Source organism: Micromonospora sp. NPDC051924 (genome assembly GCF_055586005.1).
Genome location: NZ_JBVJJA010000020.1, coordinates 67,606 through 93,442, shown reverse-complemented (window position 1 = coordinate 93,442; position 25,837 = coordinate 67,606). Strand labels below are relative to the sequence as shown.

Below are 25,837 nucleotides of genomic sequence, written 5' to 3'. Positions count from 1 at the left end.
CGCCGCGCGCTCGGGGAGGCGCGAAGGGCAGCACCGCCGGTCGGTCAGGACCGTCCGTAGGCGGCGCGGGCGTCGGCGACCTGTGCGGACTGCCGGTCCCGCCACCGCTTCTGCGCCTCGCTGTTGCAGCGCCGGCAGACCCGGCGGAAGCGGCCGGTCGCCGGATCCACCTCACGGTCGTGGCCGTTACGGCACCGGGGCCGCTGCTGACGGCGCCGGGCGGCCTCGGCGCGGGTGAGCTGGCGCAGATGGGCCGGCTCGATGCAGTCGGGCACGCCGCACTCGTGGTGGACGTCGAGGTCGGGCCGGTAACCGCCGACGAAGACGGCGTACGCGGCCACGTGCGCCCAGGCCCGACCGGCCAGCTTCTGGTGGACGCCCCGCCGGTTGCCGTAGCCCCGGACGATCAGGCACCCACCGGGCCGGCGTTCCGACCGCTGGAGCAGGTACGCCTTCAGCGACTCCTCGCTGAAGTGCCGGGAGAGTCCACTCACCTGAGACAGCACGCAGCGAGCGTAGTGGCGCTGACGGACAACGCGGGTTCGTGGCGGGTCAGCGACCCGGGCGGCAGTGCGGGACGGTTCCGGACAGGCGGCGCGGGGTGCGCGTGCCGTTGCCGGCCAGCGCGACGTCGACGAAGGCGCCGACGCCGACCCGTGCCACGTTCGCCAGCAGGGCGACCAGCAGCAGGCGCAGTCGGATGTCGGCGATGTCGTCCGGCATGCCGGCCGTGGGCAGACCGCTGCCGGCCAGCAGGGCGGCCAGCAGCCGTGGTTCGGCCTCGGGCAGCCATCCGGTGACGTGGTCGAGCTGCGCGGCCAACAGCGGCCACGGATACCGGCCGTCCGGGTCCCACTCCTCGACCAGCAGGTCGGCGGTGTCGTGGAGCACCCGCGGCGTCCACGGCCGGGGCAGCCGGGACAGGCGGCGTACGGCGGCCTGGAAGCCGTCGCGGTCCGCCTGGTTGGCGGCGCGGACCCCGGCGACGACAGCGTTCCACAACTCCTGCTCGACGGGTGTCGGTGGACGCCACATCTCGTCTCCTCTCATCCCGGTGGCCGGGTCGGATGGCTGGGTCGCGGGGCGTGCGCGGCGGGGTGGCCGGCACGGACCTGTAGGAGGGCGAGGCCCGTGCCGGCCACGGTGATCACCCCAATCACCGTCTTCCCGCCGGCGGCGCGACCGGAATCCGGTGGACGTCCGGACGCCGCGCCGTGGCGTGTGGCACGACGCTCGTCCGGACGTCCGGCGGGCGGACCCGATGTCTCCCGCCCTGGGTCGCTCGGCGTCGTGAGGGAACTCTAGGGCAGGAATCAGTCACTTATGGCCATTTCTACCGGCGTGTCCCATATTCACGAGGGAAGGGTCGGCGGCAATGCTCCATTATGCGCATATCCGGAAGGTGGGGCGAAAACCCGGCTCGTGCCGACAGTGGCGCCTCGAGCGCCGAAACAGGACGACGAACAGAAGAGTTCGGGGCCGCCCCGGCCGGGGGCGGCCCCACAATGGGCACTCAGCGCTGAGTGCGGTCGTCGATCTCCGTGCCGGACTCGCCGGGTCGGGCGCCGATCGCCTCCTCGGCCGCGCGCCCGCCGGTGCTCTCGTCACCCAGCGTCAGGTCGCTGCGGGGCAGCCCGGACAATCCGGCCGGGTCCCGAATCTCGCCCTGCACGCCGCGGGCGTCCTGGGCGAGGTCCGAGACCTCGGCCCGCCCGGGCCGGCCGCCGATCGCCTCCTCGGCCGCGCGCCCGCCGGTGCTCTCGTCACCCAGCGTCAGGTCGCTGCGCGGCAGCCGGGACAGGCCGGCGGGATCGTCGGTCGGCTGGTCGGGCCAGCCGCTCTCCGCCGCCGGGCCGCCGGCGGATTCCCGGCGCCCGATGCCACGTCCGTGGTACACGCCCGACGCGTCGCCCGGATCACCGGGATCGGCCAGGCTGGTGTCGACGGGCCGGCCGTCCGGTTCGGCCAGGCCGGCCCGGCGCAACATGTCGACCAGTTGGTCGTGCGGCATGCGTTCGGTGTCCGGTATGCCGGCACCGCGCGCGATGGACCGCAGGGTGGTCAGGTCCTGGTCTGCGAAGGTCTCGGCCATGCGGTTGCCTTCCCGAGTGCCCGGACAAGGAAACCTGCGCTCAGGCCCGCGCACCGCCCAGGCCGAGCAGCACCGCGAGCCCGAGGGCGCTGCGCGGGGCGTACGGCACCCGCCACAGGCCACCATGCGCCGCCGCGTACGCCTCGTCCCGCCACGGGTGCGCCTGCGCGGGCCCGCCCCCGGTGTGCAGGTCGTGCACGAGCAGCGCGGCCATCAGGGTGTTGCTGGTGGCCGGCTCGAACACCTCGATACCGAACCGGTGCGCGCCCGCGTAGGCCGCCGCGAGGGCCCGGTTGCGCAGCACCGAGCGGGTCCGGGTCGGCGGGGCCACGGTGAACGACACCGTCGTCCCGGCGTCCCGGGCCACCGCCGCCCGCCACCGTTGCAGCCGCTTGGCCAGGGCGTAGTTCGGGCCCTGCTGGGGGACCAGGCTGTCGTTGATGCCGGGGTCCGCGTCCGGCGGGTAGTTGCGGTGCAGCAGCCGGCCGCCGGAGAGCACCCGCAGTGACCGGCGGGCCAGACCCCGGGCGGCGTAGCCGCGTTCGGCGTGGGCCACCGCCTCGGCGGGGACGGCGTACACGTCGGTGGGGGTGGCCAGAAAGGCCAGCGCCACGTCCGGGCGCTGGCTGGCCAGGTGGACGGTGAGCGCGTCGACCGCAGTGGCGACCCGCACGTTCGTGGCGCCGTCGGCGTACACGTAGTTGCCCAGGACGAGGCGCCCGTCGAGGCCGCGCAGCCAGGCGGCGGCCTGGGGGAGGCGGTGCAGCAGGTCCGCGCCCGCCCCGGCGGCGAGGGCCGCGTCGTCGCCCGCCGTGCCGGGGCGCACCGGCAGGTGCAGGCGCCCGCCGTGGCGGTGAGCGGTGCGCAGCACCCGGCGCCAGATGTCGGGGCGGGGCAGGTCCACGGCGACCACCTCGCCGCCCCAGCGCAGCACGGACGGCAGCGGACCCATCTCCGCGCCCGCGCCGAGCACCACGACCCGCTGGTCGCGCAGGTCCAGCCAGTCCGGGTTGGCCAGCACCGCGCGGACCGCCTCGGCGCAGCTCGGCTCGATGACCCCGGCGTCCACCCAGGCGTCCAGGCGGCGGCGCAGGTCGTCGCCGCGCAGCCGCTGCCCCCGGTACGGCAGCGACAGTTCCCGGTCCACCTCGCCGGTCCCGGTGACCGTGGCGGTCTCCAGCGGCTCGGGGTCGGCCAGGTCGAACACCCGGCCGAGGTCGATCTCCGCGCCGTCCTCGGGCAGGTAGCGCATCCGGGCGTGCAGGGAGGCCAGCCCGTCGCGGGCGACGGTCAGCGCCGCGTCGCGGGAGAGCAGGCCGGCCTCGACCAGCCGGCGGAAGTGGCCGAGGTAGCCGTGCCGCCAGTTCGTCTCGTGCTCGGCGGCGCGGGCGCCCACCGGGTCGACCGCGCGCAGGGCGTCGGCCACCACGGCCCGCCCCAGCGCGCTGGTGCTGCGCGTACCGCCGGTCTCGGGGAACACCACCCCGCTCGGGCCTTCCACGGTCGCCGTCCTCCCGGTCGTCTCGACTGCCGACTCCGGGCCCACTCTGCCGCATCGCCGGTGGCGCCGCAGCACAGGGCCGCGCAACCCCGCTGACCGCTTCAGGTCACGCTTGCCGCACGGATCGGTCACGACGTTCACGCTTGCGTATCGGCTCGGCCACGGCGGGAGCCGCGCCCCGGTCGCCCTGCGTCAATGACCGTGACGGATCCGGTGCGGCGTGGCCGGATCACCGCCCCTTCGTCCATCCGGGAGGATCCGATGAGCCACGTGAGACGGTCACTGCTGCTGCCGGTGGTGCTGGCCGCCGCGCTGACAATCCCCGCCTGCACCGCCGGGGACGCCGGGCGGCAGGCCGACTCGGCCCGCGGGCCGGCCCGCCCGTACGACGGCGCACCCCGCTCGGGCGGGAACGACACGATCACGGAGGAGGACGCCGCCTCCACCTTCGGCGTCGACGTCGACACCGCGTCGTACGGCTACGCCCGCCGGCTCATCCGCGACGGGCGGCTGCCCGAGCGGTCCGAGGTGCGCCCGGAGGAGTTCGTGAACTCGTTCCGGCAGGACTACGCCGACCCGGCCGGCGACGGTTTCGCCGTGCACGTCGACGGCGCCCGCCCGCCCGAGACCCACCGGGGCGAGGCGGACGAGCGGATCATGCGGGTCGGCCTGCAGACCCGCGGCGAGGACCGGGAGAGCCGCTCGGACGCCGCGCTCACCTTCGTCATCGACGTCTCCGGCTCGATGGGTGAACCCGGCCGGCTCGATCTGGTGCAGGACGCGCTGCACAGCCTGGTGGACCAGCTGCGTCCCACCGACTCCATCGCCATCGTCGAGTTCAGCACCAGGGCGCGGGTGGTCCGGGAGATGACCCCGGTCTCCGACGCCCGGCCGCTGCACACCGCCATCGACTCCCTGCGTCCGCAGGACAGCACCAACCTGGAGGCCGGCCTGGTGCTCGGCTACCAGGTGGCCCGCGACGGGTTCCGTCCCGGGAAGACCAACCGGGTGATCGTGCTCTCCGACGGGCTCGCCAACACCGGCAGCACCGAGTCGGAGCCGATCCTGCGCCGGGTACGCGCCGAGGCGGAGAAGCAGATCGCCCTGCTCGGCGTGGGCGTCGGCAGCCAGTACGGCGACCGACTGATGGAGCAGCTCGCCGACCGGGGCGACGGCTTCGTGGTGTACGTGGGCGAGCGGGACCAGGCCCGGAAGGTGTTCGTGCAGCAGTTGCCGGCGACGCTGAGCGTCCGCGCGCTCGACGCCAAGGTGCAGGTGACCTTCGACAAGTCGGCGGTGCGCTCCTACCGGCTCGTCGGCTACGACAACCGGGCCATCGCCGACGAGGACTTCCGCGACGACCGGGTCGACGGCGGCGAGGTCGGCCCCGGGCACAGCGTCACCGCGCTCTACGCCGTCCGGCTCGCCGACGGGGCGTCTCCCACGGAGCGGGTGGCCCGGGTGCAGGTGCGCTGGACCGACCCGAAGGACCGGGAACCGGCCGAGACGTACGAGTCGGTGACCGTCGCCGACCTGGACCGGGACTTCGCCGAGGCGTCGCCGCGGCTGCGGACCTGCTACGCGGCCGCTTACTTCGCGGTGGCCCTGCAGGGCGGCGGGGAGGCCCGCCTGAGTGACCTGGCCACGATCGCGGACCGGGCGGCCGACGCCACCGAGGACGCCGAGGTGCGGGACCTCGGCCGGGTGATCCGCGAGGCCGACCAGCTGCGCTGACGGGTGGTCCGCGGGCCGGCCCGCGGACCGTCAGGCGCGGGAGAGCTTGCGCTGCGGGGCCGGGCGGGTGCGCTCGACGTCGATGCCGACCAGCTCCCCGAAGCGCGGGTCGACGGCCAGCAGCGGGCGCGGCCCGAACAGGGCCATCGCGATCAGCAGCTCGTCGGTGCCGCGCTCGCTCCACGCCGGTCGCTGTTGCGGGTCCAGGTCGGCGTGCCGGCGGCGCAGCCGCCGCAGCATCCGGCGCGCGGCGGCGCCGGTCTCCGGCACCTCGCAGAGCCACCAGCCGCCCAGGGCGGTGGCCAGGCAGCACAGCAGCAGCCCTACCACGGAGGCCGGGCCGCCCGCGTCGCGGCCCTCGACGGCGCTGTCCACCAGCCGGGCCAGCCCGACCACCGCGACGCCGAACAGGGGCAGGGTGCCCAGCGCCACCCGCCGCCGCTGCGCCGCGGTGAGCAGCCAGCCGTCGCGGACCAGCCGGCCCACCAGCCGGCGCAGCGCCCGCCCCACCGCGGGGTCGGCGAGCACGGCCGCCCAGGTCTGCGGCCGGCGCAGCGCGGCGTGCAGGGCGCGGACCAGCGGGGACGAGCGGGGTGGTGGGGGGCCGTCGACCGCGAGGGTGGCCAGCTCACCACGGTGCACCACCCCGGCCCGGTGCAGCGCGGCCATACCGACCTGGCAGGCCAGCAGCGCCCGGTCGGTGAGGTACGCCACCTCGACGGTGTCCGGCTCCGCGCCCCGGGCACGCCGGCCGGTCAGCTCACGCACCGCCAGGGCGACCGCGAGCGCCACGGCGACCGCGGTCACGTAGTCGAGTAGGAAGAGCGGTCCGCTGACACCCCAGAGCATGGCGCCAAGTATGGCGCGCCGGCTCAGGCCGCCCGGAACCTGTTGACCCGCGCCTCGGCGGTACGCAGCGCCTCGGCGAGCGGGCCCGTACGCGGCCGCCGGAACCACAGGCTGCGCAGCAGGTTCCGGGTATTGACCCGGGCCACCACCTGGGCGCGGTCGCGGGGCCGGTCGGCGCAGTCGGCCAGCCGGTCCAACCACTGCGCGATCTCCGTCGCCGGGAGCCGCGCCTGCTCGACCAGCGCGTCCACCACGGTGGCCATCCGCTCGTCGTCCTCGTCCGGAAAGATCGTGGCGCCGTTGTGCAGCATCGCCGCCAGCGCGTCCAGGACCGCCCGGTGGGTGGCCCGGTCGCTCTCCGGGCAGCGGACCAGCTCGTCCAGGGCGTCCGCGTAATGCGCGGCGGCGTGCGCCCAGCCGCCGCCGGGGACCAGTCCGCGCAGGTCCCGCTCCTGCCGGTGGTAGCGCAGCAGGGCGTCGCGTACGCGGGCGAACCGGGCGACGGACAGGAACGGCTGGCGGCGGTGCCGGGCCAGCACCAGCGCGACCACGAGCATGCTGAAGGTCCGGGTGAACACCGTCGGGTCACCGTCGCCACCGATGCCGTGGAACAGGTGCCGGTCGTCGATCAGCACGTCGAGGAGGCGACCCAGCTCGTCGTCGGTGAACCGGTCGCCGGTGACGAACGCGTGGAAGGTGGGATAGACGAGTTCGTCGCGCAGCCGCGGATCGGGGTCGCCGATGTGGGCCAGCAGCGCCGGGACGAGGTCCGCCGGCCGTTCACCCGGGCGCAGCCGGTAGTCGTCCGCCTCGATCCGTCGCAGGTCGGCCAGGAGCGCGCTCGCCGTGTCGGTCACGGCACGTCATCCTAACGGCCATGATCGACGTGCGCGTCTGAATTTGATCAGGAGGCGTGGCGTACCTGGCTGGACCAGATCCGGGATCACGGGCTCATCACCGTCCCGGTGCGCCACCGCGTCGGGTCCCGCCGGCGGCCCGGGTAATCCCGGTCGCGGACCGTCGGGCGCGCGGCTAACGTGCGCGGGATGCGGATCCGCGAGTACACCGAGGCCGACTGGGACCAGATCCGGCCGATCCTGGACGAGGTCATCGGCGCGGGGGAGACCTTCCCGTACGACCCCGCGTGGCCCCCGGAGGTGCTGCACGACGTGTGGGTGGAACGCCCGCCCGGCCTGACCGTGGTCGCCGAGGCGGACGGGATGATCCTCGGCACCGCCAAGACGGGTCCCAACAAGCCCGGCCCCGGCTCGCACGTGGCCTCCGCCAGCTACATGGTCACCGCCGCCGCGCGGGGGCGCGGCGTCGGCCGGGCGCTGGTCGAGTACACCCTCGACTGGGCCCGCCGCCAGGGCTACGCGGCGATGCAGTTCAACGCGGTGGCGGAGAGCAACGCGGCGGCCGTCGAGCTGTACCGGCGGCTCGGCTTCACGGTGGTCGGCACCGTGCCGGAGGCGTTCGCGCACCCCACCCAGGGCCGGATCGGGCTCCACGTGATGCACCGGTACCTCTGAGCATGCTGTCGCGTTGACGACCGTCGCGATCGGGTTGCAACCGGATGCCGGACCGAGGCGTGTAGGGCGACAGGCACGTCGGCCCCGGGCATCCGGCCCCGGCCCGTGCCCACAAAGCGGGAAACGGAGACCCCTCATGGCTGTCCTGTCTGTCCGGCCGCGCGCCGGTGTCGCGTACCGGTATCTCCTGCTCGTCGGCGTGCTGGCGCTGCCCGGCTGCGGCCCGAACGCGTCGCCGTCGACGGCCGCGCCGGAGATCACGGCGACCGCGCCGACGGCGACCCCCGGCACGCCGACCGCCGCGCCGACGACCGCCGGTCCGACGCGCTCGACCGTGCCCGCCGCCGGCACGGGCGCGCCGCAGCGGTGCACGACGGCCCAACTGGACGTGCTCCTCGGCGACGAGACGGTGGGCTCCGGCCACCGCGGGGTGCCGGTCGTCCTGCAGAACAGCGGTGACCGGCCGTGCTGGCTGCAGGGCTACCCGGGCGTCGACGGCCTCGACAGCGCCGGACGGACCCTGGCCCACGCGAAGCGGACCCCGCACGGCTACCTCGGCGGCATCGCCGGCGACCAGCCCGCCCGGGTGCTGCTCGCCCCGGGTGAGCTGGCCTCCGCCCTGGTCGAGGCGCTGGCCTTCCGCGCCGCCGACGGCGGGGCGTGCGAGGCGTACGCGTCGTTGCTGGTGACGCCGCCGGACGAGACCCGGTCGGTGCGACTGCGCTGGACCACCGACAGTTGCTCGGCGCTCGAGGTGCACCCGGTGGTGGCCGGCACCACGGGCCGGGCCGGCTGAGGATCGGCGCCCCCACCGGCCGCGTCAGGTGCGCGAGGATCGGCGCATGAGAGACGAACCTGTCGAGCTGGCCGCCGCCCTGGCGCGCTTCGATCAGTTGTGGAGTCCGCGCATCGTCACCACCGTCAACGACTATGACGTCCGGGTCGCCAAGGTGGCCGGGGAGCACGTCTGGCACGCCCACGACCACACCGACGAGTTCTTCCTGGTGCTCGACGGGGAGCTGCGCATCGCCCTGCGCGACGGGGCCGACGGCGCCGAGCGGGAGGTGGTGCTGCCGCGCGGCGCGGTGTACGTGGTGCCGCGCGGGGTGGAGCACCGGCCGTCCGCCCCGGACGGCGCGTCGATCCTGATGTTCGAGCCGTCCGGCACGTCCAGCGTCGGCGACCGGCACGACGAGGTGCCCGGTCACGTGGACGCCACCACCGGGCACCGGCTCTGACCACGTCGGGTCAGCGTCTCGCCGGCACCTGGTCGACGGGGTCGGCCGGGGCGCTCGCCGGCACCTGCTCGACGGGGTCGGTCGGGGCGCTCGCCGGCCAGCCGAGCCGGCGTACGCCGGGGACAGCGGCGGTGCCGGCGCAGGCGAGCAGCACCAGCACCCCGGCCACCGCCAGGGGCGCCGCTGGCCCCCAGGAGCGGGCGGCCAGCGGCGCCAGGGCGTATCCGAGCGGCATGGCGCCCAGCGACATCAGCCAGTCGTAGGAGGTGACCCGGGCCAGCACCTCCGGCGGGAACTGGCCCTGCACCACCGTTTCCCAGATCGGGTTGAGGAAGCCCAGCGCGGTCAGCGCGAGGCAGTAGGCGGCCACGGTCACCGGGGCGGGCGCGGCGGCGGCGAGCAGGAGCAGCGGCGCCGCGTACGCCGCGAGCGCGAGGTTGCCCAGCAGCACCGGCCGGGCCGGGCGGACCCGGGCGGCGAGCAGCGATCCGGCCAGCAGGCCGACCGCCCCGGCCTGCTGCAGCAGCACCCAGACGCCCTCGCCGCCGAGGCGGTCCACGGCGACCAGCGGGCCGACGGTGAGCAGCACCGCCGCCGCACCGTTCCACACCCCGTGGGCGACCAGGCTGCTCCAGTACCAGTCCCGGGAGCGGACCTCCCGCCAGCCGTGCACCAGGTCAGCGCGGAGCGCCCGGTGCGGCACGGGCACGTGCCGGACCCGGATGACCGCCAGCAGCGCCGCGCTGACCGCGAACGACGCGGCGTCGAGCACGAACGCCCAGCCGGGTCCGGCGGTCCAGACCAGCAGCCCGGCGAGGGCGGGGCCGGCCAGCCGGCTGGCGTTGGCGGCGACCCCCATCAGCGCGTTGGCCCGCTGCCGGCCCTCGGCCTCGACGGTGCCGGCGACCAGCGGCGACGCGGTGGGGATGGCGAAGCCGGAGGCCGCGCCGCCGACCGCGGAGGCCACCGCGAGGTGGGCCAGGGACGGGGTTCCGCCGAGCAGTTCGGCGCCGACGACGAGCTGGGCGACGCAGCGCACCAGGTCGGTGGTGAGCGCGACGCGCCGTGCGTCGAACCGGTCGGCGACCACGCCGCCGAGCGGCAGCAGCAGCAACCGGGGCACCATCGCGCAGCCCAGCACCACGGCGAGGGCCGCGGTCGACCCGGTGGCGCGCAGCACCGCCAGGGCGAGGGCGGTGGGCACCACGGCGTCGCCGACGGCGGAGACGGTACGGCCGAGGAACAGCAGGCGGAACGCCCGGAGGCGGAGTGGATGCGTCACCTGGGAAGGATACTTCGACGCCGAAAATTTCGACAACGAATATTTTGTCGGCGTCGTACGGTGGTCGGGTGACCGACCGTGACCCCGTCGACGAGCACGTCGCGCGCTGGCTGCCCGTCCTGCCCGACCTGGACCCGGATGTCGAGGGCGCGGTCGTCCGGATGTCGCTGCTCACCCGGCACCTGCGCGAGGTGAAGGACCGGGCCCTGGCCGAGCTGGACCTGCAGGAGAAGGAGTACGGCACCCTGCACGCCCTCGCCGGCCGGGGCGGCCGGGCGGCGCCCTCGGACATCGCCGCCGACCTGCGGATGGCGCCCGCCTCGATCACCGCCCGGGTGGACGCGCTGGTCCGCCGGGGCTTCGTCCGGCGGATCCCGTCCACCGTCGACCGGCGGCGGATCGACGTCGAACTCACCGACGCCGGCCGGGCCTACTGGCGTCGCGCGATCGGCGTGGTCGGCGACGAGGAACACCGGGTGCTGGGCGCGCTCACCCCGGACGAGCGACGGCTCCTGTCCGACCTGCTCCGCCGGGTCACCCTGGTCGCCGAGCGGCCGCCCGCCGCGCCGTCCCGGGATGTCGGTGGGCCGGTCTAGGTTGGCCGCAGGCCAACAGGCGCACAGGGAGGCACCATGACCACGCTCGTCGACCGACCGCACACCGCCCTGCTCGTCATCGACGTGCAGAACGGCGTGGTGAACCACGCCCACGACCGGGACCGGGTGGTGGCCAACGTCGCCACCCTGGTCGACCGGGCCCGCGCCGCCGGCGTTTCGGTCGTGTGGGTCCAGCACCGCAGCGACGAGCTGCCCCAGGGCAGCGAGCAGTGGCAGTACGTGCCCGAGCTGGTGCGGCGCGACGACGAGCCACTGGTGCACAAGGAGTACGGCGACTCCTTCGAAGACACCGAGCTGGAGCAGGTCCTGGCCGAACGCGGGATCGGTCGGCTGGTGGTCGCCGGCGCGCAGACCGACCAGTGCATCCGCTCGACCCTGCACGGCGCGATCGCCCGGGGCTACGACGCCACCCTGGTCGCCGACGCGCACACCACCGAGGACCTGACGGCCTACGGCGCGCCCTCGCCCGAGCAGGTCATCGCCCACACCAACCTCTACTGGAACGACCATACGGCTCCGGGCCGGACGGCCGGCACGGTCGACACCGCCGACGTCGAGTTCGCCGCCACCCCTGCCGGCGTGTGAGCCGCACCGGCTCCCCGCCCCGACGGAAAACGCCTGGCCGCCCCGCGGGCCGGCTGGCAGGCTGCCGGTCATGAGTTCGCAGGCCCTGGCGGGTGCGCTCGCCGACGACCGACGCCGTGCCGTGTTCGCCGCGATCGTCCTCGGCGCCGGGGACGTCCCGGCCGTCGTGGCGCGTACCGGGCTGTCCGCCCGGGACGTGGCCACCGGCGTACGGCGTCTCGTGGACGCCGGGATCGTGGCCGACGACCCGATCGGCCTGCGGATCGACGGGGAGCGCCTGCGGGAGCTCGCGCGCACCGCCGAGCCGGCGACCGCGGCTGCGGCGGCGGACCCCCGGGAGCGGATCCTGCGCACCTTCGTCCACGACGGCCGGCTGACCCGCCTGCCCGCCCAGCGCGGCCGGCGGCGGGTGCTGCTGGAACACATCACCGAGCGCTCCTTCGAGCCCGGCGTGCGCTACCCGGAGCGGGTCGTCGACGACGCGCTGCGAACGTGGTGCGAGGGCGGCGAGGCCGACCACGTCTCGCTGCGCCGCTACCTGGTGGACGACCTGCTCCTGACCCGCGAGCACGGGGTCTACTGGCGGCCCTGACCGGGAAAAGCCGGTCACCGTCCGGCGAGGATCGGACGGTGCCCACCTGGACGACGACCCCCACCCGGCCCGACACCCCCGAGGCCGCCCTGCTGCTGCGCGAACACCTGGCCGAGATGGTCCGCCGCTGGCACCGCCGGCCGGAACGTCCTGGCGAGGTGGATGCCACGCTCATCGGGTCGCCCAGCGACGGCCTGGTCCCGCCCACCGGGCTGCTCCTGGTGGCCCACCAGGGCGGGCGGCTCGCCGGCTGCGCCGGCAGCCCGGCTGGGCACCCGCGGCGACCTGGTGGAGGCCCGCGCCCTGTACGCCCGGCACGGTTACGCCGAGATCCCGGCCTGCAACGTCGACCGGTACGCCCAGCACTGGTTCGAGAGGCTCCTGCCGGCCGGGGTTGACGGCGCGGTTGCCACGCGCTAAATAAGAAACCAGGTAGTTGAGTCGCCTCGACTCAACTTGACACCTTCGGCCAGGAGAACCGAGGAGGCACGGCCATGTTGATGCGTACCGACCCGTTCCGCGAGATCGACCGGCTCGCCGAGCAGTTCTTCGGCACCACCGCCCGGCCGGCGGTCATGCACCTCGACGCCTACCGCGACGGCGACTTCTTCTACGCCGCCTTCGACCTGCCCGGCGTCGACCCGGACAGCATCGACTGCACGGTGGAGCGCAACGTGCTGACGGTCCGCGCCGAGCGGCGCCGGCCCACCGGGGACGACGTGGAGCTCGTCGCGGCCGAGCGGCCGATGGGCACCTTCACCCGGCAGCTGTTCCTCGGCGACACCCTCGACGCCGACAAGCTGGAGGCCGGCTACGAGAACGGGGTGCTGACCCTGCGCATCCCGGTCGCCGAGCGGGCCAAGCCGCGCCGGATCAGCGTCACCGCGACCGCCGACGGCCGCCGGGAGATCAGCGCCTGACGGGGATCACCTGGGGGCGTCCGGTTCGGACGCCCCCATCGTCGTGTCGGGGTAGAGCCGGGCCAGGGCGTGCGCGGTGGCGGTGAGCCGCTCCCGCAGCTCGGCCGGCTCCAGCACCTCCACCTCGGCGCCGAGCTTGAGCAGTTCGGTGTGGGCGTGCTTCACCGACTCGATCGGCACGGTGGTCTCCAGCCAGCCGTCCTCGTCGGGCTCGCCGGCCGCCGCCCGGGCGGCCCGGCTCATCTCGGGCGGGAAGACGTACGGCATGAACTCCAGCGCGGCCACGGTCATCCGTACCCGCGCCTGCGCCCGGTAGACGTCCCGCTCGTACCGCTCGGTCCACTCCCGCCAGTAGCCGGCCAGGTCGAAGTCGGCCGGGCGCGCGTACCGCTCGTCGGACAGCACGACGTCCAGGACCGCGCCGACCCGGTAGGTGCGCAGCTGCTCCTCACAGCGGGCCACCAGATACCAGCGACCCGCCTTCAGCACCACGCCGAGCGGGGCCACCACCCGGGTCACCTCACGCGGGGCCCGCCAGCGCCGGTAGCGCATCTCCACCAGCCGGTCCTCCCACACCGCCCGGGCCAGGGCCGTCAGGTGCGGGGTGGGTTCCGGATGCCGGAACCAGCCGGGCGCGTCGAGGTGGAACCGCTGCCGCATCCGCCCGCCCCGGTCGGCCAGCTCGTCGGGGAGCGCGGCGAGCACCTTCAGCTCGGCGGCGGCCACCACCGGACCGAGCCCCAGCTCGGCGGCCGGGCCGGGCATCCCGGTGAGGAACAGCGCCTCGGCCTCGGGCGCGGTCAGCCCGGTGAGCCGGGTCCGGTAGCCCTCCAGCAACTGGTAGCCGCCGGCCGGGCCGCGGTCGGCGTACACCGGCACGCCGGCGGCGCCCAGCGACTCGACGTCCCGGTAGATGGTCCGGACGGACACCTCGAGGGCGTCGGCGAGTTCCTGGGCGGTCATCCGCCCCCGCGTCTGCAGGAGCAGCAGCAGGGAGACCAGGCGGCTGGCACGCACGCGGTGACGGTAACCCGGGCGGAAGACGCCGTGTCCCGCGGCCGGCTCGGGGCGAGGCCCGTGTGACGTGTGTCGGACTTCCGTCGGGCGCGCCTCGTCGCGATTCCTCCCGAAGGCTGAGAGCCTTTCTCACATGCTGCGTCCCGAGGTCCTGCCCCGCGCCTCGGCCCGCCCCGCCCTGCGCGGCGGGCCGACCGACTTCACCGAGGCGTGGCTGCGCAACCGGCGGCTGTCGGAGCACACCCGCGACGCGTACCGGCGGGACGTCGCCGCCTGGTTGAACTGGTGCGCCGACCGGAGCCTGGATCCGCTGCGGGTCAGCTTCCTCGATGTGAACGCGTACGGCCGGGAGCTGGAGTCGACCCTGGGCGTGCGCAGCGGCCGCCCGCTCACCCCGGCCACCGTCGCCCGCCGGCTGTCCGCCCTGTCCAGCTGGTACGACTTCCTGGTCAAGCTGCGCGCGGTGGAGGCCAACCCGGTCGCCGGCGCCGACCGTCCCCGGGTCGACCGGGACCACTCCGCCACCGTCGGGCTCACCCCGGAGGAGGTGGACGCGCTGCTGGCCGCGGCCGAGGCGGGCTCCGGCCCGACGGCGCCACGCAACCGGGCCACCATCGCCCTGCTGGCGGACCTGGGGCTGCGGGTCGGCGAACTGATCTCGCTGGACCTGACCGACCTGGGCGCCGAGCGCGGGCACCGTAGCGTCCGGTTCGTCGGCAAGGGCGGCAAGGTGCGCCGGCGGGCGCTCACCCCCGGCACCGCGTACGCGGTGGACGCCTACCTGGCCGCCCGGGCCGCCGCGCAGCGGCTGACCGTGCCCGAGCTGACCGGGCCGCTGCTGGTCACCGCCACCGGCGCCCGGCTGGACCGGCACGCGGTGTTCCGGCTGGTCCGCCGGCTCGCCCAGGTCGCCGGCATCCCCGCCTGGGCGAAGCTGTCCCCGCACTCGCTGCGGCACGCGTTCGCCACCACGGCCCGCGCCGAAGGGGTGCCGCTGGAGGACGTGCAGGACGCGATGGGGCACGCCGACCCGCGCACCACCCGGCGCTACGACCGGGACCGGCACAACCTCGACCGCGACCCCGCGTACGTCATCTGGGCCGCACGGGCGCGCCGGCGCGGATAACCCGCTTGACGGAGTGAGTACTCACTCCGCATCCTGGGCGGCATGACAGACCCCGACCTGCCCCGCCGCCGCGCGCCGGGGATGAGCCCGGACCAGCGCCGGGCGATGATCGTGCAGGCCGCGCTGCCGCTGCTCGCCACGCACGGCGCCACGTTCACCACCGCCCAGGTGGCCCGGGCCGCCGGCATCGGCGAGGCGACCGTCTTCCGCGCCTTCGCCGACAAGGACGCCCTCGTCGACGCCGCCGTCGCCGAGGCGCTGCGCCCCGATACCGCGCTCGCCGAGCTCGCCGCCGTCGGGCTGGACCAGCCGCTGGCCGACCGGCTCACCGCCGCCGCCACCGCCCTGCGCGCCCACCTGGAGCGGCTCGGCGCGGTGCTCGCCGCCGCCCACGCCGCCGGCCGCCCCGGACGGTCCCGCCGGAACGCCCGTCCGGACCACGGCTCGCAAGACGCCCGATCGGGCCGGGACGAGTCGGCGGCCGCGGTAAGGGCCGCAGTGGCCGCCCTGCTCGCCCCCGAGCAGGACCGGCTGCGGCTGCCCGCCGACCGGCTGGCCGCGCTGTTCCTCGCCGTCCTGCTGCCCGGCCGCGGCCCGCTGCCGGGCGACCCGCCCACCCCCGCCGAGCTGGTCGACCTGTTCCTGCACGGCGCTCTCATCACGACTCCAGAGGAGGCGAGCCGGTGACCGTCACCCTCAACCACACGATCGTCCCGGCCCGTGACCACCACGCCGCCGCCCGGTTCTTCGCCGAGTTGATGGGCCTGCCGGTGCTGCCACCCGCCGGCCGGCACGGCCACTTCGCCCCGGTACGCGTCAACGAGCAACTGACCCTCGACTTCATGAGCGTGCCCACGCCCGAGGGGCACCACCTGGCCTTCGACGTCGACCCGGCCACCTTCGACGCGATCCTGACCCGGCTGCGCGACAGCGGCGTGCCCTACGGCAGCGAGCCCAGGTCGCCCGACAACGGGCGCACCGACCATCCACTGTGCGCGCGGGGCCTGTTCTTCCGCGACGAGTCCGGCAACCTCTACGAGGTCATGTCCCCGGCGTGATCGTCGTACGCCGCTCGTAGGGTGCCGGCATGCGACACGGGCTGGAGATCTGCTGCGGCGACGACCCGCCGACCTACGACCCGTGGCTGGTCCTCGCCGCCGTGGCCGCCCGGACCGACCGGGTGGTCCTGGACACCACGGTGACCGCCCTGCCCCGGCGCCGGCCGGCCAAGCTCGCCGGGGAGGTGCTCACCCTCGACCACCTCTCCGGCGGCCGAGCCCTGGTACGCCGGTCTGGGTGGGCGGCAGCACCCAGCCGAAGGCGGTGCTGCGCCGCGCCGCCCGCGCCGACGGCGGCGTGCCGTACAAGCTGACCGACACCGACGACTGGGCCGACCCTCACCCCCGACGAGGTGCACGACCTGGCCGCCGCTCTGCCGCCCACCCGCGCCGACGGGCAACCGTTCGACGTGGCGATCGGCGGGCGTCGCCGGCGTGCCGACGAGCGGGCCGAGCGGGCGTACCTGACCGGACTGGCGGCGGCCGGAGCGACCTGGTGGCTGGAGTACGTGCCGGCCGGTGAGCCGGAGGCGATGCGCGCGGCGGTGGGCCCGCGGGCCGCCGCGCTGAGCCGGCGACGCTCCACATCGGCCCAGCGTTTGCGCCCGGTCGGCGGCTGACCGATGCTGAGCGGGAGGTGGTGCGTCGTGCCGTCGGAAGGGGCGGACCATGGGGACACGACACCGGACATCCACACTGCTGACCGCGATGGTCCTGGCGGCCGCCACCGTGGTCGCCCCGACCCTGCCGGCACACGCCGCGGTACCGGTCGACACGCCCACCATCTGGACGATGGCCGGCACCCCGGACGGCAGCCGGACCTTCGTCGGCGCGGTCGAGTCGGGCGTGCTCGTGGTCGACGCCGACGCCACGTCCGCGCGCCGGGTGGACGGTCTCGGCCGCGCCGTCGGCGTGCGGATGGCGCAGGACGGCCGCATCCTGTGGGTCGGGCTGCCCAACGACCGGCAGATCGCCGCCGTGGACACCACCACCCTCGCCGTGACCGCCCGCTACGACGTCGGAGCGGACATCTGCCCGGGTGACGTCGCACCCACCGGCCCGTACGTCGCCTTCGCCTTCGACTGCCTGCACTACTCCGACCAGACCCTCCCGCCGACTCCCACCGGCGTCGGCGTGCTCGACACCCGTACGGGCGCGGTGTCGCTGTCGCCGCCGGAGTGGTCGTGGTACCAGCCGATCGTCGCGACCTCACCGGGCCTGCCCGGGCGGGTGTTCGCCACCGACTACCTGGTGCACACCGTCAGCCTCACGATGCTCGACGTCAGCGACGGCACCGTCCGGTGGGTCGCCGGCCGCAAGCTCGGCATGGCCAACCCGGCCGACCTGGCCGTGTCCCCGGACGGCAGTCAGGTGGCGCTGACCGGGGTGGACGTCGGCGGCATCCAGACCTTCACCACCACCGCCGACCTCAGCCCGGTCATGCTCTACCCGACGACCTGCTCGTCGCGCTCGGTGGCCTGGTCCGCCGACAGCAGCCGACTGGTGACCATGTGCAACGGGCAGGACTACAAGGTGGCCCTGTTCGCGCGCGGCGCCCCGACGCCGCTGCGGACCGCCGACTTCGTCGGCGAGCCCGAGCGGACGCCCGTGCAGCGCGGGTTGGCGTTCGACGCGGACGCCGGCCGGGTGACCATCGGCTCCCAGGGCCTCTGGGCGCCGGCCGTCCGGTACGTGGACCGGATCGGCCTACGACCGGCCGCCGCCACCGTGACCGGGCCGGCGCGCGGGTACACCACCAGGTCGTCCACGTTCACCACCCAGGTGCTGCTCGGCGGCGCACCCGCCCCCGCCGGCACGTCCGTACAGGTCTACCGGGAGCAGCCCTACGACAGCACCCTGCTGGGCACCTTCACCACCGACGCCACCGGAAGCGTGTCGTTCAGCGACGCCACGCCGCGCAGCGGCACCTGGACGTACCGGGCACACTTCCCGGGTGACGGGTCCTACGCCCGCGCCGACGGGACCGCCACCTTCCAGGCCGACAAGCTGCCCACGTCCCTGGCGGTGGCCTTCCAGCCGGTCAAGAAGAAGCGCGGCAGCGTGTATGGCACCGTGGCGGTCACCCTCGGCCCCACCGTGGGGCACCGGTACGTCACCGTCACCGTCACCACCTCGGCGGGCACCCAATTCCTGACCAGCGGGTCGGTGCCGGACGGCGCGCCGCTGACCGCCACGTACACGGTCACCGGCCCGACCACCTTCACCGCCACCTACGACGGCAACGACTGGCAGGAGGCGGCCACCGCCACGACCACCGCCGCGCCCTGAGCCCGCTCAGCCCGGGGCTCCGCCGGGGTAGCGGGCCACCAGTTCGTCGCCGATGCGGGCCAGTTCGTCCCGCACGGACGGGGGGTCGACGACCTCGACCAGCTCACCCCAGCCGGCCAGGTGCCGGGCGATGTCGCGTGCGGTCGGGGCGGCGAGCCGGACCCGGACCCGGCCGTCGACCGGTTCGCCGTCGGCGTGGCAGTGCCGGCCGAACTGGTCGTGCAGGATCGCCGCGAACCGTCGCGGCACGAGCACCGTCGCCCAGGTGCGCGAGCGCCGCCGCTCCATCTCGTCGACCACCTCCTGCCAGACGCCGGCCAGCACCAGGTCGTCGGGGCGGTGGGCGGGCTCGTCGGTCGGGTCGGCCCGGACGATCCGGTCCACCCGGAACGTGCGCCGGCCCCGGTCGGTGCCGGCCAGCAGGTACCAGACGTCGTCCTTGTCGATCAGGCCCCAGGGGTCCACCAGGCGTTCCGTCGGTTCCCGGTCCCGGCCGACGTAGCGGAGGCGGACCTTGCGGCGGCGGACCACGGCGGTCCGCAGCAGGTCGACGGTCGCCGGCCGGGGCCGGTCGCGCTCGCCCCACCGGACCGGGTCCACCACGGTGGCGTCGCCGGCGGCCGCGGCGTCGGCCCGGAACGGGCGCGGTAGCGCGGCCAGCAGCTTGCGCAGCGCGGCGCGGGCCTCGGGGGAGACGGCCGCGGCGGGGCCGGCGAGCAGGAACAGCGCCTGCGCCTCGGCCGCCGTCAGGCCGCTGAGGTCGGTGCGGGCGCCGCCCACCAGGGACCAGCCGCCGCCGCGCCCGGCCTGCGGATACACCGGTACGCCGGCCGCCGAGAGCGCCTCCAGGTCGCGGCGGGCGGTGGCGACCGACACCTGGAGTTCGCCGGCCAGCTCGGCCGCGGTGACCCGGCCCCGGGTCTGCATGAGCAGCAGTACGGCCAGCAGACGGTCAGCGCGCATGACCAGCGATTCTCCCGGAAAGTGCGCAGAAGGTGAGCACTTTGCTGTCGATGATGGTCGGGTCAGCCACCGAGGAGGGAACTACCGATGCTGCGAGGCCTCACCACCGTCAGCTTCTTCGCCGACGACGTCACCGCTGCCGCCCGCTGGTACAGCGAGCTGCTCGGCGTCCCGCCGTACTTCACCCGCCCGGTAGAGGGGACGCCCGCGTACGTCGAGTTCCGCGTCGGCGACCACCAGCACGAGCTGGGCATCATCGACCGCCGGTTCGCCCCGCGTCCCCGGCCGCAGGAGGCCGGTGGCGCGGTGGTCTACTGGCACGTCGACGACGTCGAGGTCGCCTTCGCCCGGCTGCTGGAGCTGGGCGCCACGGCGTACGAGAAGCCGGTCGAGCGGGGGCCGGGGTTCGTGACCGCCTCGGTGGTCGACCCGTTCGGCAATCTCCTCGGCGTCATGTACAACCAGCACTACCTGCGGATGGCGGCCCGGTGACGGCGTGACCGGACGAACCGGCGCAGGCCGGCTCGTCGGGCGGGCGACCACCCGACGAGCCGCCCCACCGTCAGCCCTGCGGACGCGGGCAGAGGCAGAAGGGCTGCCCGACGGGGTCGAGCAGCACCGTCCACCGCTCGCCGCCCGGCTGGAACTCCGGCCGGCTGGCACCGGCCGCCACGAACTCCTTCTCGGCGACGGTCACGTCGTCGACGTACAGGTCGAGGTGGTAGCGCTTCCCGGCGGTCTCGTCCGGCCAGGCCGGCGGGGTGTAGCCGGGCACCAGGCCGAAGCCGATCGAGACCCCGTCCTTGCTGATCATCGCGTACTCGGCCTGGCTGTGGGTGACCTCCCAGCCGAGGGCGCGGGAGTAGAAGCCGGCGTGGGCGACCGGGTCGGAGCTGTCGAGGTTGACCATCGCGAGGTCGGCGTGCACTGTCATGCCACCCATCCTGGCGACGGAAGCTGACACCTTCTGGCAGGTACCTCCGGCGGATTTCGGCCCGCAGCCGGCCGTGGCGACAGCGGCTCAACTTCCTGCGGGCGCCCGCCGCTGTCTCTACGGTCGGTAGGTGATGGGCAGGGAGCAGGGGTGGACCAGGCCGGCCCGGCGGCGCCGGCCGGTCCGCGCGGGCGTGCTCGTCGGCGGCCTCGGGCTCGGCATGTGCCTGGTCGGGGTGGCCGGCCTCGCGGTCTGGAACGTGCAGGTGGTGCTGCAGGCCAACGGCCCGGTCCGGGAGACCGCCGACACGTTCTTCCGGCAGGTCGCCGCCGGCGACACCGACCAGGCGTACGAGAAGCTCTGCCGGACCGCGCGCGGCAAGTGGAGCCAGGTCGGCTTCGGCAGCTGGGTGCGCACCCCGCCGCAGGTCAGCGGCTACGAGATCGTGGACGTGTCGGTGGCCACCCGGAGCGGCCGGCCGCGCGCCACGGTGAAGGTGCGGCTGACCCGCGAGGGCGGCGCCAGCGAGGAGCGGGACCTGCCCGTGGTGCAGGAGGACGGCAAGTGGCGGGTGTGCGGGGACCCGTTCTGACCCGTCGGGGGCAGCGCGCCCGCCCGCTCGTCTCCTAGGCTGTCGGTACACGACTGGCGCGGGTGGGCGACCACCGGGGAGTGAGGTCGGGGGCGTCGACCGCCTGGGTGCCCTCATCGAGGAGATGAGGAGCCGCATGAGTTCCCCCGTACGCCACCGGATCCTGCACCTGTCCGACACCCACGTCGGCGCGAACGGCTTCGACGAGGACGGCGTGGACGCCCGCGCCGCCCTGGCCGGCATCCTCCACGACGTGCGGCACGTGCCGGACCTCGACCTGGTGGTGGTCAGCGGCGACGTCGCCGACGACGGCTCGGTCGCCGGCTGCGCCGCGGTACGGGAGGCGGTCGGCCGGTTCGCCGCCGAGCGGGGCGTACCGCACGTGTACTGCACCGGCAACCACGACCGCCGGGACTCCTTCGCCGCCGTGCTGGGCACCGGCCACCTGGCCGCCGACGGCACCGACGTCGGTGAGCCGGCCGACCCGGCGGGCGAGCACCGGGCGGCCGTCAGCGTGGTACGCGGGCTGCGCGTGGTGACGCTCGACAGTCTCGTGCCGGGGGCGGTGCACGGCCTGCTCGATGACCGGCAGCTGCGCTGGCTGCGCACGCTGCTGTCCCGCCCGGCCGAGGCCGGCACGGTGATCGTGCTGCACCACCCGCCGATCGCGCTGCCCTCGTCGCCGCTGATGGCCTCGGTCAACCTGCGTGATGCCGCGCGGCTCGCCGACGCCGTGGCGGGCACCGACGTGCGGGCGATCCTCTGCGGCCACTACCACCTGCAGCTGTCCGGCTCGCTGGCCGGGGTGCCGGTGTGGGTCACCCCCGGCGTGGTGACCCGCATCGACCTGACCGCGCCACCGGCGTGGGAGCGGGCGGTGACGGGCGCCGGCGCGAGCGTGGTCGACCTGGGTGGCCCGGGGTCGCCGATGTTCCACACCCTGCACGCCCGGGATCCGCGGGCGGGCCGGCAGGTCTACCTGGTCGATGCCGTCTCGGGGGTGGACGTGCCGGCGCAGTGAGCTCAGCCGCGCGGGCCGAGGTCGCCGGAGCGGTAGTGCCGGCGGCAGAGCACCCGGTAGCGCACGTCGGCGGTGTCCACGGTGTCCCCGATGACGACCTGCTCACCCTCGCGGACCACCCGACCGTCGACGACCCGGGCGTTGAGCAGCCCTTCCCGGCCGCACCAGCAGAGCACCTCGACCTGGATGCGGGCCACCTCGTCGGCGAGTTCGAACAGCCGCTGCGCGGCCGGGAACAGGCAGGAGCGGAAGTCGGTGGCCAGGCCGAAGGCGTACACGTCGACGTCGTAGTTGTCGACCAGTTCGGCCATCTGCTCGACGTGCTCCAGGTTGTAGAAGGACGCCTCGTCGCAGATCAGGTAGTCGACGCGTACCCCTTCGGCCCAGGCGTCGCGGACCAGGTCGCGCAGGTCCAGCGCGTCGGTGACCTCGATGGCCGAGTGGGCCAGCCCGATGCGGGTGGTTACCTGCGGGCCGAGCGAGCGGTCGATGCGGGTGGTGACCAGGCCGCGGCGGCCCTGCCGGGCGTGGTTGTAGTTCATCTGCAGGGCCATGGTGGACTTGCCGCAGTCCATCGGCCCCCAGAAGAACTTCAGCGCGGCGGCGTGCAGCGGCCGACCGTCGACGGCGCGGGCGGCGGCACAGCCACCGGGGCGGTCGTCCCCGGGCCCCGGGAGGGGTCGGGCCAGGCAGATCGGGGCGGCAGCGGCGTCGTCGGTCACGTCGGGGCAGCCTAGCCCATCGACACCGGAGGATCGGTCCGCGCGCGGCCCTCCATGATCGGACCGCGCGCGGACCAGCCCTACAGCACCCGGGGCGGGGTGTTGCCGGCGGCGACGATGGCCTTGCGGATCGGCACCGCGGCCAGCAGCGCGAACCCGACCACGAAGAAGATCAGCAGGGAGACCAGGCCCACCCGGTAGGAGGAGGTGAGCTGGAACACCAGGCCGAAGGCGAGCGGCCCGAGCCAGCTGGTGCCCTTGTCGCTGATCTCGTAGAAGCCGTAGTACTCGCCCTCCTTGCCGGCGGGGATGAGCTGGCTGAACAGCGACCGGCTCAGCGCCTGGCTGCCGCCGAGCACCAGGCCGATGCAGCCGCCGAGGATCATGAACGGCAGCGGCGCCTCGGCGGGCAGCCGGAACGCGGCGATGATCACACCGGTCCAGAGCACCAGGGACAGCAGCACCGTCTTCCACGCGCCGATGCGCCGGGCCAGGGCGCCCAGGGCGAGCGCGCCGCCGAAGGCGAGGAACTGCACCAGCAGGATGGTCACGATCAGGGTGCTCTGCTCCAGGCGCAGCTCCTCGGTGCCGTACTGGCTGGCCAGGGTGATGACGGTCTGGATGCCGTCGTTGAAGACCAGGAAGGCGAGCAGGAAGAACAGCGTCAGCGGGTACGTCTTGATCTCCCGCAGGGTGCGGCCGAGCTGCCGGAACCCGTCGGTGAGCACGTTGCCGCCGCCGTGCAGCGCCTCGGCGGTGGGGTGTTCGCGCAGCCAGCGCAGCGGCAGCAGGGTGAACGCCGCCCACCACACGCCGGCCGAGACGATCGACCAGCGGGCCAGGTCGAGGGTGCGCTGCGGGTTGCCCTCCTCGCTGAGCACGGTGACCGCGACCAGGTTCAACGCGAGCAGCAGCCCGCCGCCGAGGTAGCCGATGGCCCAGCCACGGCTGGAGATGGCGTCGCGGTCGTCGGGGCCGCCGAGTTGTGGCAGGAACGAGTTGTAGACGACGACGGCCGCGCCGAAGGAGATGTTGGCGATCAGGAACAGCGCCCCACCGAGCAGGTACCGCTCGCCGGTGACGAACGCGAACCCGATGGTGGCGCCGGCGCCGGTGAACGCGGCGGCGGCCAGCAGCCGCTTCTTGTGCACCGACCGGTCGGCGACCGCCCCGATCACGGGCAGCACGAACACGGTGAGGAACACCGACAGCGAGATCAGGTACGGGTAGTAGGAGCCGGCGGCGATCCGGATGCCCAGCGGATGCACGGATCCGTGGCACTCGTCGGCGCCGAGCCGGCAACCGGCGGCGAGTTCGGTGACGGTGGTAAGGAACGGCCCGAGGAAGACCGTGATCACGGTGGTCTGGAAGGCGGAGTTCGCCCAGTCGTAGAAGTACCAGCCGGTGCGTTCCCGGCGGGTGCTGCCCGGGTGGGCGGGCTCGGCGACGGCGGGGGTGACCGTTTCGGCCATCGGGTTCCTCTGACTCAGGCGGCCCAGTGGCCGCGGCTGCGGTACACGTCGCGCAGCACGCCGACGTGATCGGTCATGATGCCATCCACACCAAGATCAAGTAAGTCGTGCATTTCGGCGGGTTCGTCGATCGTCCAGACGTGCACCTGCAACCCGATCCGGTGGCAGTACGCGAGGAAGCGCCGATCCACCACCGGGATGCGCCCGTACCGGACGGGCACCTGGGCGGCGACCACGGACGGGGGCACCCGCAGCGGCCGGCCGTGCAGGGAGGCCATCCGCAGCCGGGCCACCCCGCGCATGCCGAGGCTGGTGGCGACCTTCGGTCCGGCGAGGGCGCGCAGCCGGGCCAGCCGGGCGTCGCTGAACGAGGCGAGCAGCACCCGCTCGCCGGCGCCGGCCCGCACGACGGTGTCGACGGCCGGCGCGGCCGCGCCGTCGGCCTTGACGTCGACGTTGAACCGGACCTCCGGCCAGGCGGTGAGCACCTCGTCCAGCCGGGGCACCACGGCGGCGCCGCCGACGCGTACCGAGGCGAGGTCGGCCCAGCGCAGGTCGGCGATGCGCCCCGCCTCACCGGTGACCCGCCGCAGGGTGGCGTCGTGGAAGACCACCGGCACGCCGTCGGCGGTGGCGTGCACGTCGGTCTCCACGTACCGGTAGCCGAGCGCGATGGCCCGGGCGAACGCGGCGGCGGTGTTCTCGTCGCCGTCGGCCGCGCCGCCGCGATGGGCGAAGGCCAGCGGCGCGGGGGCGTCGAGGTAGCCGTGTCGGGGCTGCACGCGGGAAGTATGCCCGGCGCCGGTGGCCTCCGGGTGACCGCCCGGCGTCGCCACAACCAACTTCCCTATCCTTCCCTGTCGTGCCTACGATGGGGAACGATGAGTAATGACATGTACTCCGTCGAGCAGGTCGCGGAGCTGCTGGGGCTGCACGTGCGCACCGTGCGCGGCTACATCCGCGCCGGCCGGCTGCCGGCGGTGCGGATCGGCAAGCAGTACCGGATCGCCCGCGCCGACCTCGACGCGCTGACCGGCCGGCCGGGCCCGGCCGCACCCGCCGGCCCGGCCACCCTGGAGGTGTCGAGCATCGCGCAGGTCGACGGCGTCGACCGGACCACCGTCGACCGGCTCGCCACCCTCGTGCTGGCCGCCGCGAACACCCACCACGACCCCGCGCGCCCGCTGCGGGTGCAGACCGTCCACGACGAGGAACGCCACCGCATGAAGATCGTGATCCTGGGCGACGCCGCCGCCACCGCCGACCTGCTGCGCCTGCTCGACGCGGTCCTGCACGGCGCGGACGGCCTGCTCGCCGGGAAGGGGGCCGGGAATGCCTGACGTGCTGCAGGACCGCGCCGGGGTGCCGGTGCTGGTGTGCGACCCGGCCGGAGCGCCGATCGCCACGGAACGGGACGCGCTGGACCTGATCGGCGCCGCCTTCCTCGGCGCCACGGCCGTCGCCGTGCCGGTCGAGCGGCTCGACCCGAGTTTCTTCGCCCTGGGCACCCGCTTCGCCGGGGAGATCATGCAGAAGTTCGTCAACTACCGGCTGCGGCTGGTCGTCGTCGGGGACATCTCCCGGCACCTGGCGGCCAGCGCCGCGCTGCGGGCCCTGGTGACCGAGTCCAACCGGCACGACCACATCTGGTTCGTTTCCGACCTGGCCGCGCTCGACGCCCGGCTGACCGCTGCCGGCTGA

The 25,837-nt window shown here is 74.7% G+C and carries 32 protein-coding genes, 1 pseudogene and 1 riboswitch; of the genes and pseudogenes, 20 read left to right on the top strand and 13 right to left on the bottom strand.

The features are described from left to right. Positions 1-44 precede the first annotated feature (44 nt). The 4 genes and pseudogenes from ACZ6S5_RS17975 to ACZ6S5_RS17960 all read right to left on the bottom strand — a co-directional run bounded on the left by ACZ6S5_RS17975 (position 45) and on the right by ACZ6S5_RS17960 (position 3,593). Positions 45-506 carry an HNH endonuclease gene (locus tag ACZ6S5_RS17975; RefSeq protein ID WP_466001687.1) on the bottom strand — a complete coding sequence of 154 codons (462 nt, stop codon included), beginning with the start codon at positions 504-506 and terminating at the stop codon, positions 45-47. 46 nt (positions 507-552) lie between these two features. Then, positions 553-1,035, bottom strand: a complete 483-nt coding sequence (locus ACZ6S5_RS17970; protein WP_466001685.1) for a hypothetical protein — start codon at positions 1,033-1,035, stop codon at positions 553-555. 781 nt (positions 1,036-1,816) lie between these two features. Continuing rightward, positions 1,817-2,092, bottom strand: a pseudogene (locus ACZ6S5_RS17965) (hypothetical protein); the annotation flags it as partial. A 40-nt stretch (positions 2,093-2,132) separates the two neighbouring features. Then, positions 2,133-3,593: a hypothetical protein gene (locus ACZ6S5_RS17960; protein ID WP_466001683.1), complete on the bottom strand. Its 1,461-nt coding sequence runs from the start codon at positions 3,591-3,593 to the stop codon at positions 2,133-2,135. 261 nt (positions 3,594-3,854) lie between these two features. On the opposite strand from ACZ6S5_RS17960, the gene ACZ6S5_RS17955 reads away from it, so the two are divergent. Beyond that, the gene (locus ACZ6S5_RS17955) at positions 3,855-5,327 is read left to right on the top strand and encodes a vWA domain-containing protein (RefSeq protein WP_466001681.1); all 1,473 of its coding nucleotides are present in this window, start codon (positions 3,855-3,857) and stop codon (positions 5,325-5,327) included. Between the two features lie 30 nt (positions 5,328-5,357). Here ACZ6S5_RS17955 and ACZ6S5_RS17950 read toward each other — a convergent pair whose 3' ends face one another. Both ACZ6S5_RS17950 and ACZ6S5_RS17945 read right to left on the bottom strand, forming a co-directional pair. Beyond that, positions 5,358-6,176, bottom strand: a complete 819-nt coding sequence (locus ACZ6S5_RS17950) for a TIGR04222 domain-containing membrane protein (RefSeq protein ID WP_466001679.1) — start codon at positions 6,174-6,176, stop codon at positions 5,358-5,360. 23 nt (positions 6,177-6,199) lie between these two features. Next, positions 6,200-7,033, bottom strand: coding sequence for a DUF2785 domain-containing protein (locus ACZ6S5_RS17945; protein ID WP_466001677.1), 834 nt, complete (start codon positions 7,031-7,033; stop codon positions 6,200-6,202). Positions 7,034-7,222: 189 nt separating this feature from the next. Here ACZ6S5_RS17945 and ACZ6S5_RS17940 point away from each other — a divergent pair, with 189 nt between their 5' ends. The 3 genes from ACZ6S5_RS17940 (at position 7,223) to ACZ6S5_RS17930 (ending at position 8,946) form a co-directional block, all read left to right on the top strand. After that, the gene (locus tag ACZ6S5_RS17940) at positions 7,223-7,708 is read left to right on the top strand and encodes a GNAT family N-acetyltransferase (protein ID WP_466001675.1); all 486 of its coding nucleotides are present in this window, start codon (positions 7,223-7,225) and stop codon (positions 7,706-7,708) included. 136 nt (positions 7,709-7,844) lie between these two features. Then, positions 7,845-8,504 (top strand): DUF4232 domain-containing protein, encoded by a 660-nt coding sequence (locus tag ACZ6S5_RS17935; protein ID WP_466001673.1) that lies wholly within the window; start codon positions 7,845-7,847, stop codon positions 8,502-8,504. A gap of 46 nt (positions 8,505-8,550) precedes the next feature. Next, complete coding sequence (locus ACZ6S5_RS17930; RefSeq protein ID WP_466001671.1) at positions 8,551-8,946, top strand: cupin domain-containing protein; 396 nt, start codon at positions 8,551-8,553, stop codon at positions 8,944-8,946. Between the two features lie 10 nt (positions 8,947-8,956). Here the strand turns inward: ACZ6S5_RS17930 and ACZ6S5_RS17925 are convergent, their stop codons facing one another. Beyond that, positions 8,957-10,228, bottom strand: a complete 1,272-nt coding sequence (locus tag ACZ6S5_RS17925; protein ID WP_466001669.1) for an MFS transporter — start codon at positions 10,226-10,228, stop codon at positions 8,957-8,959. A gap of 68 nt (positions 10,229-10,296) precedes the next feature. On the opposite strand from ACZ6S5_RS17925, the gene ACZ6S5_RS17920 reads away from it, so the two are divergent. The 5 genes from ACZ6S5_RS17920 to ACZ6S5_RS17900 all read left to right on the top strand — a co-directional run bounded on the left by ACZ6S5_RS17920 (position 10,297) and on the right by ACZ6S5_RS17900 (position 12,942). Beyond that, positions 10,297-10,824 carry a MarR family winged helix-turn-helix transcriptional regulator gene (locus ACZ6S5_RS17920; protein WP_466001667.1) on the top strand — a complete coding sequence of 176 codons (528 nt, stop codon included), beginning with the start codon at positions 10,297-10,299 and terminating at the stop codon, positions 10,822-10,824. Positions 10,825-10,860: 36 nt separating this feature from the next. Beyond that, on the top strand, positions 10,861-11,430 hold the full coding sequence (locus ACZ6S5_RS17915) for a cysteine hydrolase family protein (RefSeq protein WP_466001665.1): 570 nt from the start codon (positions 10,861-10,863) through the stop codon (positions 11,428-11,430). 70 nt (positions 11,431-11,500) lie between these two features. After that, positions 11,501-12,022, top strand: a complete 522-nt coding sequence (locus ACZ6S5_RS17910) for a DUF2087 domain-containing protein (RefSeq protein WP_466001663.1) — start codon at positions 11,501-11,503, stop codon at positions 12,020-12,022. A gap of 38 nt (positions 12,023-12,060) precedes the next feature. After that, the gene (locus tag ACZ6S5_RS17905; protein ID WP_466001661.1) at positions 12,061-12,420 is read left to right on the top strand and encodes a hypothetical protein; all 360 of its coding nucleotides are present in this window, start codon (positions 12,061-12,063) and stop codon (positions 12,418-12,420) included. A 96-nt stretch (positions 12,421-12,516) separates the two neighbouring features. Beyond that, the gene (locus ACZ6S5_RS17900; RefSeq protein WP_466001659.1) at positions 12,517-12,942 is read left to right on the top strand and encodes an Hsp20/alpha crystallin family protein; all 426 of its coding nucleotides are present in this window, start codon (positions 12,517-12,519) and stop codon (positions 12,940-12,942) included. A gap of 6 nt (positions 12,943-12,948) precedes the next feature. Here the strand turns inward: ACZ6S5_RS17900 and ACZ6S5_RS17895 are convergent, their stop codons facing one another. Then, on the bottom strand, positions 12,949-13,959 hold the full coding sequence (locus ACZ6S5_RS17895; protein WP_466001657.1) for a helix-turn-helix transcriptional regulator: 1,011 nt from the start codon (positions 13,957-13,959) through the stop codon (positions 12,949-12,951). A gap of 133 nt (positions 13,960-14,092) precedes the next feature. Here ACZ6S5_RS17895 and ACZ6S5_RS17890 point away from each other — a divergent pair, with 133 nt between their 5' ends. The 6 genes from ACZ6S5_RS17890 to ACZ6S5_RS17865 are packed head-to-tail and all read left to right on the top strand — an operon-like array spanning position 14,093 to position 18,432. Further along, positions 14,093-15,085 carry a tyrosine-type recombinase/integrase gene (locus ACZ6S5_RS17890; protein WP_466001655.1) on the top strand — a complete coding sequence of 331 codons (993 nt, stop codon included), beginning with the start codon at positions 14,093-14,095 and terminating at the stop codon, positions 15,083-15,085. A 42-nt stretch (positions 15,086-15,127) separates the two neighbouring features. After that, positions 15,128-15,772: a TetR/AcrR family transcriptional regulator gene (locus ACZ6S5_RS17885; RefSeq protein WP_466001653.1), complete on the top strand. Its 645-nt coding sequence runs from the start codon at positions 15,128-15,130 to the stop codon at positions 15,770-15,772. After that, the gene (locus ACZ6S5_RS17880) at positions 15,769-16,143 is read left to right on the top strand and encodes a VOC family protein (RefSeq protein WP_466001651.1); all 375 of its coding nucleotides are present in this window, start codon (positions 15,769-15,771) and stop codon (positions 16,141-16,143) included. The genes ACZ6S5_RS17885 and ACZ6S5_RS17880 overlap by 4 nt, the downstream gene beginning before the upstream one ends. A gap of 29 nt (positions 16,144-16,172) precedes the next feature. Beyond that, entirely contained in the window at positions 16,173-16,457 is a 285-nt protein-coding gene (locus ACZ6S5_RS17875) for an LLM class flavin-dependent oxidoreductase (protein WP_466001649.1), read from the top strand. A 39-nt stretch (positions 16,458-16,496) separates the two neighbouring features. Then, the gene (locus ACZ6S5_RS17870; protein ID WP_466001647.1) at positions 16,497-16,763 is read left to right on the top strand and encodes a hypothetical protein; all 267 of its coding nucleotides are present in this window, start codon (positions 16,497-16,499) and stop codon (positions 16,761-16,763) included. 49 nt (positions 16,764-16,812) lie between these two features. After that, entirely contained in the window at positions 16,813-18,432 is a 1,620-nt protein-coding gene (locus ACZ6S5_RS17865; protein ID WP_466001645.1) for a YncE family protein, read from the top strand. Positions 18,433-18,438: 6 nt separating this feature from the next. On the opposite strand, the gene ACZ6S5_RS17860 is transcribed toward ACZ6S5_RS17865, so the two are convergent. Further along, complete coding sequence (locus ACZ6S5_RS17860) at positions 18,439-19,395, bottom strand: helix-turn-helix transcriptional regulator (protein ID WP_466001643.1); 957 nt, start codon at positions 19,393-19,395, stop codon at positions 18,439-18,441. Positions 19,396-19,482: 87 nt separating this feature from the next. Here ACZ6S5_RS17860 and ACZ6S5_RS17855 point away from each other — a divergent pair, with 87 nt between their 5' ends. After that, positions 19,483-19,887 carry a VOC family protein gene (locus tag ACZ6S5_RS17855; protein ID WP_466001641.1) on the top strand — a complete coding sequence of 135 codons (405 nt, stop codon included), beginning with the start codon at positions 19,483-19,485 and terminating at the stop codon, positions 19,885-19,887. A gap of 70 nt (positions 19,888-19,957) precedes the next feature. Here the strand turns inward: ACZ6S5_RS17855 and ACZ6S5_RS17850 are convergent, their stop codons facing one another. Then, positions 19,958-20,329 (bottom strand): VOC family protein, encoded by a 372-nt coding sequence (locus tag ACZ6S5_RS17850; RefSeq protein ID WP_466001639.1) that lies wholly within the window; start codon positions 20,327-20,329, stop codon positions 19,958-19,960. Between the two features lie 133 nt (positions 20,330-20,462). Between ACZ6S5_RS17850 and ACZ6S5_RS17845 the strand changes: the two genes are divergently transcribed. Both ACZ6S5_RS17845 and ACZ6S5_RS17840 read left to right on the top strand, forming a co-directional pair. Further along, on the top strand, positions 20,463-20,921 hold the full coding sequence (locus tag ACZ6S5_RS17845; RefSeq protein ID WP_466001751.1) for an Rv0361 family membrane protein: 459 nt from the start codon (positions 20,463-20,465) through the stop codon (positions 20,919-20,921). 39 nt (positions 20,922-20,960) lie between these two features. Further along, a riboswitch (ZMP/ZTP riboswitch) is annotated at positions 20,961-21,037 on the top strand. A 20-nt stretch (positions 21,038-21,057) separates the two neighbouring features. Then, entirely contained in the window at positions 21,058-21,942 is an 885-nt protein-coding gene (locus tag ACZ6S5_RS17840; protein ID WP_466001637.1) for a metallophosphoesterase, read from the top strand. A 2-nt stretch (positions 21,943-21,944) separates the two neighbouring features. Here ACZ6S5_RS17840 and ACZ6S5_RS17835 read toward each other — a convergent pair whose 3' ends face one another. The 3 genes from ACZ6S5_RS17835 to ACZ6S5_RS17825 all read right to left on the bottom strand — a co-directional run bounded on the left by ACZ6S5_RS17835 (position 21,945) and on the right by ACZ6S5_RS17825 (position 24,918). Then, entirely contained in the window at positions 21,945-22,664 is a 720-nt protein-coding gene (locus tag ACZ6S5_RS17835) for a thymidine kinase (RefSeq protein WP_466001636.1), read from the bottom strand. Positions 22,665-22,744: 80 nt separating this feature from the next. Beyond that, complete coding sequence (locus ACZ6S5_RS17830; protein WP_466001634.1) at positions 22,745-24,136, bottom strand: MFS transporter; 1,392 nt, start codon at positions 24,134-24,136, stop codon at positions 22,745-22,747. A gap of 14 nt (positions 24,137-24,150) precedes the next feature. Then, entirely contained in the window at positions 24,151-24,918 is a 768-nt protein-coding gene (locus tag ACZ6S5_RS17825) for a glycerophosphodiester phosphodiesterase family protein (RefSeq protein ID WP_466001632.1), read from the bottom strand. A 99-nt stretch (positions 24,919-25,017) separates the two neighbouring features. Between ACZ6S5_RS17825 and ACZ6S5_RS17820 the strand changes: the two genes are divergently transcribed. Together ACZ6S5_RS17820 and ACZ6S5_RS17815 are read left to right on the top strand one after the other, a co-directional pair. After that, positions 25,018-25,476, top strand: coding sequence for a helix-turn-helix domain-containing protein (locus ACZ6S5_RS17820; RefSeq protein ID WP_466001630.1), 459 nt, complete (start codon positions 25,018-25,020; stop codon positions 25,474-25,476). After that, a complete protein-coding gene (locus ACZ6S5_RS17815) occupies positions 25,469-25,837 on the top strand; it encodes a DUF4180 domain-containing protein (protein WP_466001628.1) in 369 nt (122 codons plus the stop codon). The genes ACZ6S5_RS17820 and ACZ6S5_RS17815 overlap by 8 nt, the downstream gene beginning before the upstream one ends.

Bases quoted from the DNA above. Each gene is read 5' to 3' on its own strand.
- ACZ6S5_RS17970 (WP_466001685.1), bottom strand. From the start codon at position 1,035: ATGTGGCGTCCACCGACACCCGTCGAGCAGGAGTTGTGGAACGCTGTC.
- ACZ6S5_RS17955 (WP_466001681.1), top strand. From the start codon at position 3,855: ATGAGCCACGTGAGACGGTCACTGCTGCTGCCGGTGGTGCTGGCCGCC.
- ACZ6S5_RS17950 (WP_466001679.1), bottom strand. From the start codon at position 6,176: ATGCTCTGGGGTGTCAGCGGACCGCTCTTCCTACTCGACTACGTGACC.
- ACZ6S5_RS17940 (WP_466001675.1), top strand. From the start codon at position 7,223: ATGCGGATCCGCGAGTACACCGAGGCCGACTGGGACCAGATCCGGCCG.
- ACZ6S5_RS17935 (WP_466001673.1), top strand. From the start codon at position 7,845: ATGGCTGTCCTGTCTGTCCGGCCGCGCGCCGGTGTCGCGTACCGGTAT.
- ACZ6S5_RS17930 (WP_466001671.1), top strand. From the start codon at position 8,551: ATGAGAGACGAACCTGTCGAGCTGGCCGCCGCCCTGGCGCGCTTCGAT.
- ACZ6S5_RS17915 (WP_466001665.1), top strand. From the start codon at position 10,861: ATGACCACGCTCGTCGACCGACCGCACACCGCCCTGCTCGTCATCGAC.
- ACZ6S5_RS17910 (WP_466001663.1), top strand. From the start codon at position 11,501: ATGAGTTCGCAGGCCCTGGCGGGTGCGCTCGCCGACGACCGACGCCGT.
- ACZ6S5_RS17900 (WP_466001659.1), top strand. From the start codon at position 12,517: ATGTTGATGCGTACCGACCCGTTCCGCGAGATCGACCGGCTCGCCGAG.
- ACZ6S5_RS17890 (WP_466001655.1), top strand. From the start codon at position 14,093: ATGCTGCGTCCCGAGGTCCTGCCCCGCGCCTCGGCCCGCCCCGCCCTG.
- ACZ6S5_RS17885 (WP_466001653.1), top strand. From the start codon at position 15,128: ATGACAGACCCCGACCTGCCCCGCCGCCGCGCGCCGGGGATGAGCCCG.
- ACZ6S5_RS17875 (WP_466001649.1), top strand. From the start codon at position 16,173: ATGCGACACGGGCTGGAGATCTGCTGCGGCGACGACCCGCCGACCTAC.
- ACZ6S5_RS17865 (WP_466001645.1), top strand. From the start codon at position 16,813: ATGGGGACACGACACCGGACATCCACACTGCTGACCGCGATGGTCCTG.
- ACZ6S5_RS17860 (WP_466001643.1), bottom strand. From the start codon at position 19,395: ATGCGCGCTGACCGTCTGCTGGCCGTACTGCTGCTCATGCAGACCCGG.
- ACZ6S5_RS17855 (WP_466001641.1), top strand. From the start codon at position 19,483: ATGCTGCGAGGCCTCACCACCGTCAGCTTCTTCGCCGACGACGTCACC.
- ACZ6S5_RS17850 (WP_466001639.1), bottom strand. From the start codon at position 20,329: ATGACAGTGCACGCCGACCTCGCGATGGTCAACCTCGACAGCTCCGAC.
- ACZ6S5_RS17845 (WP_466001751.1), top strand. From the start codon at position 20,463: ATGGGCAGGGAGCAGGGGTGGACCAGGCCGGCCCGGCGGCGCCGGCCG.
- ACZ6S5_RS17840 (WP_466001637.1), top strand. From the start codon at position 21,058: ATGAGTTCCCCCGTACGCCACCGGATCCTGCACCTGTCCGACACCCAC.
- ACZ6S5_RS17830 (WP_466001634.1), bottom strand. From the start codon at position 24,136: ATGGCCGAAACGGTCACCCCCGCCGTCGCCGAGCCCGCCCACCCGGGC.
- ACZ6S5_RS17820 (WP_466001630.1), top strand. From the start codon at position 25,018: ATGAGTAATGACATGTACTCCGTCGAGCAGGTCGCGGAGCTGCTGGGG.
- ACZ6S5_RS17815 (WP_466001628.1), top strand. From the start codon at position 25,469: ATGCCTGACGTGCTGCAGGACCGCGCCGGGGTGCCGGTGCTGGTGTGC.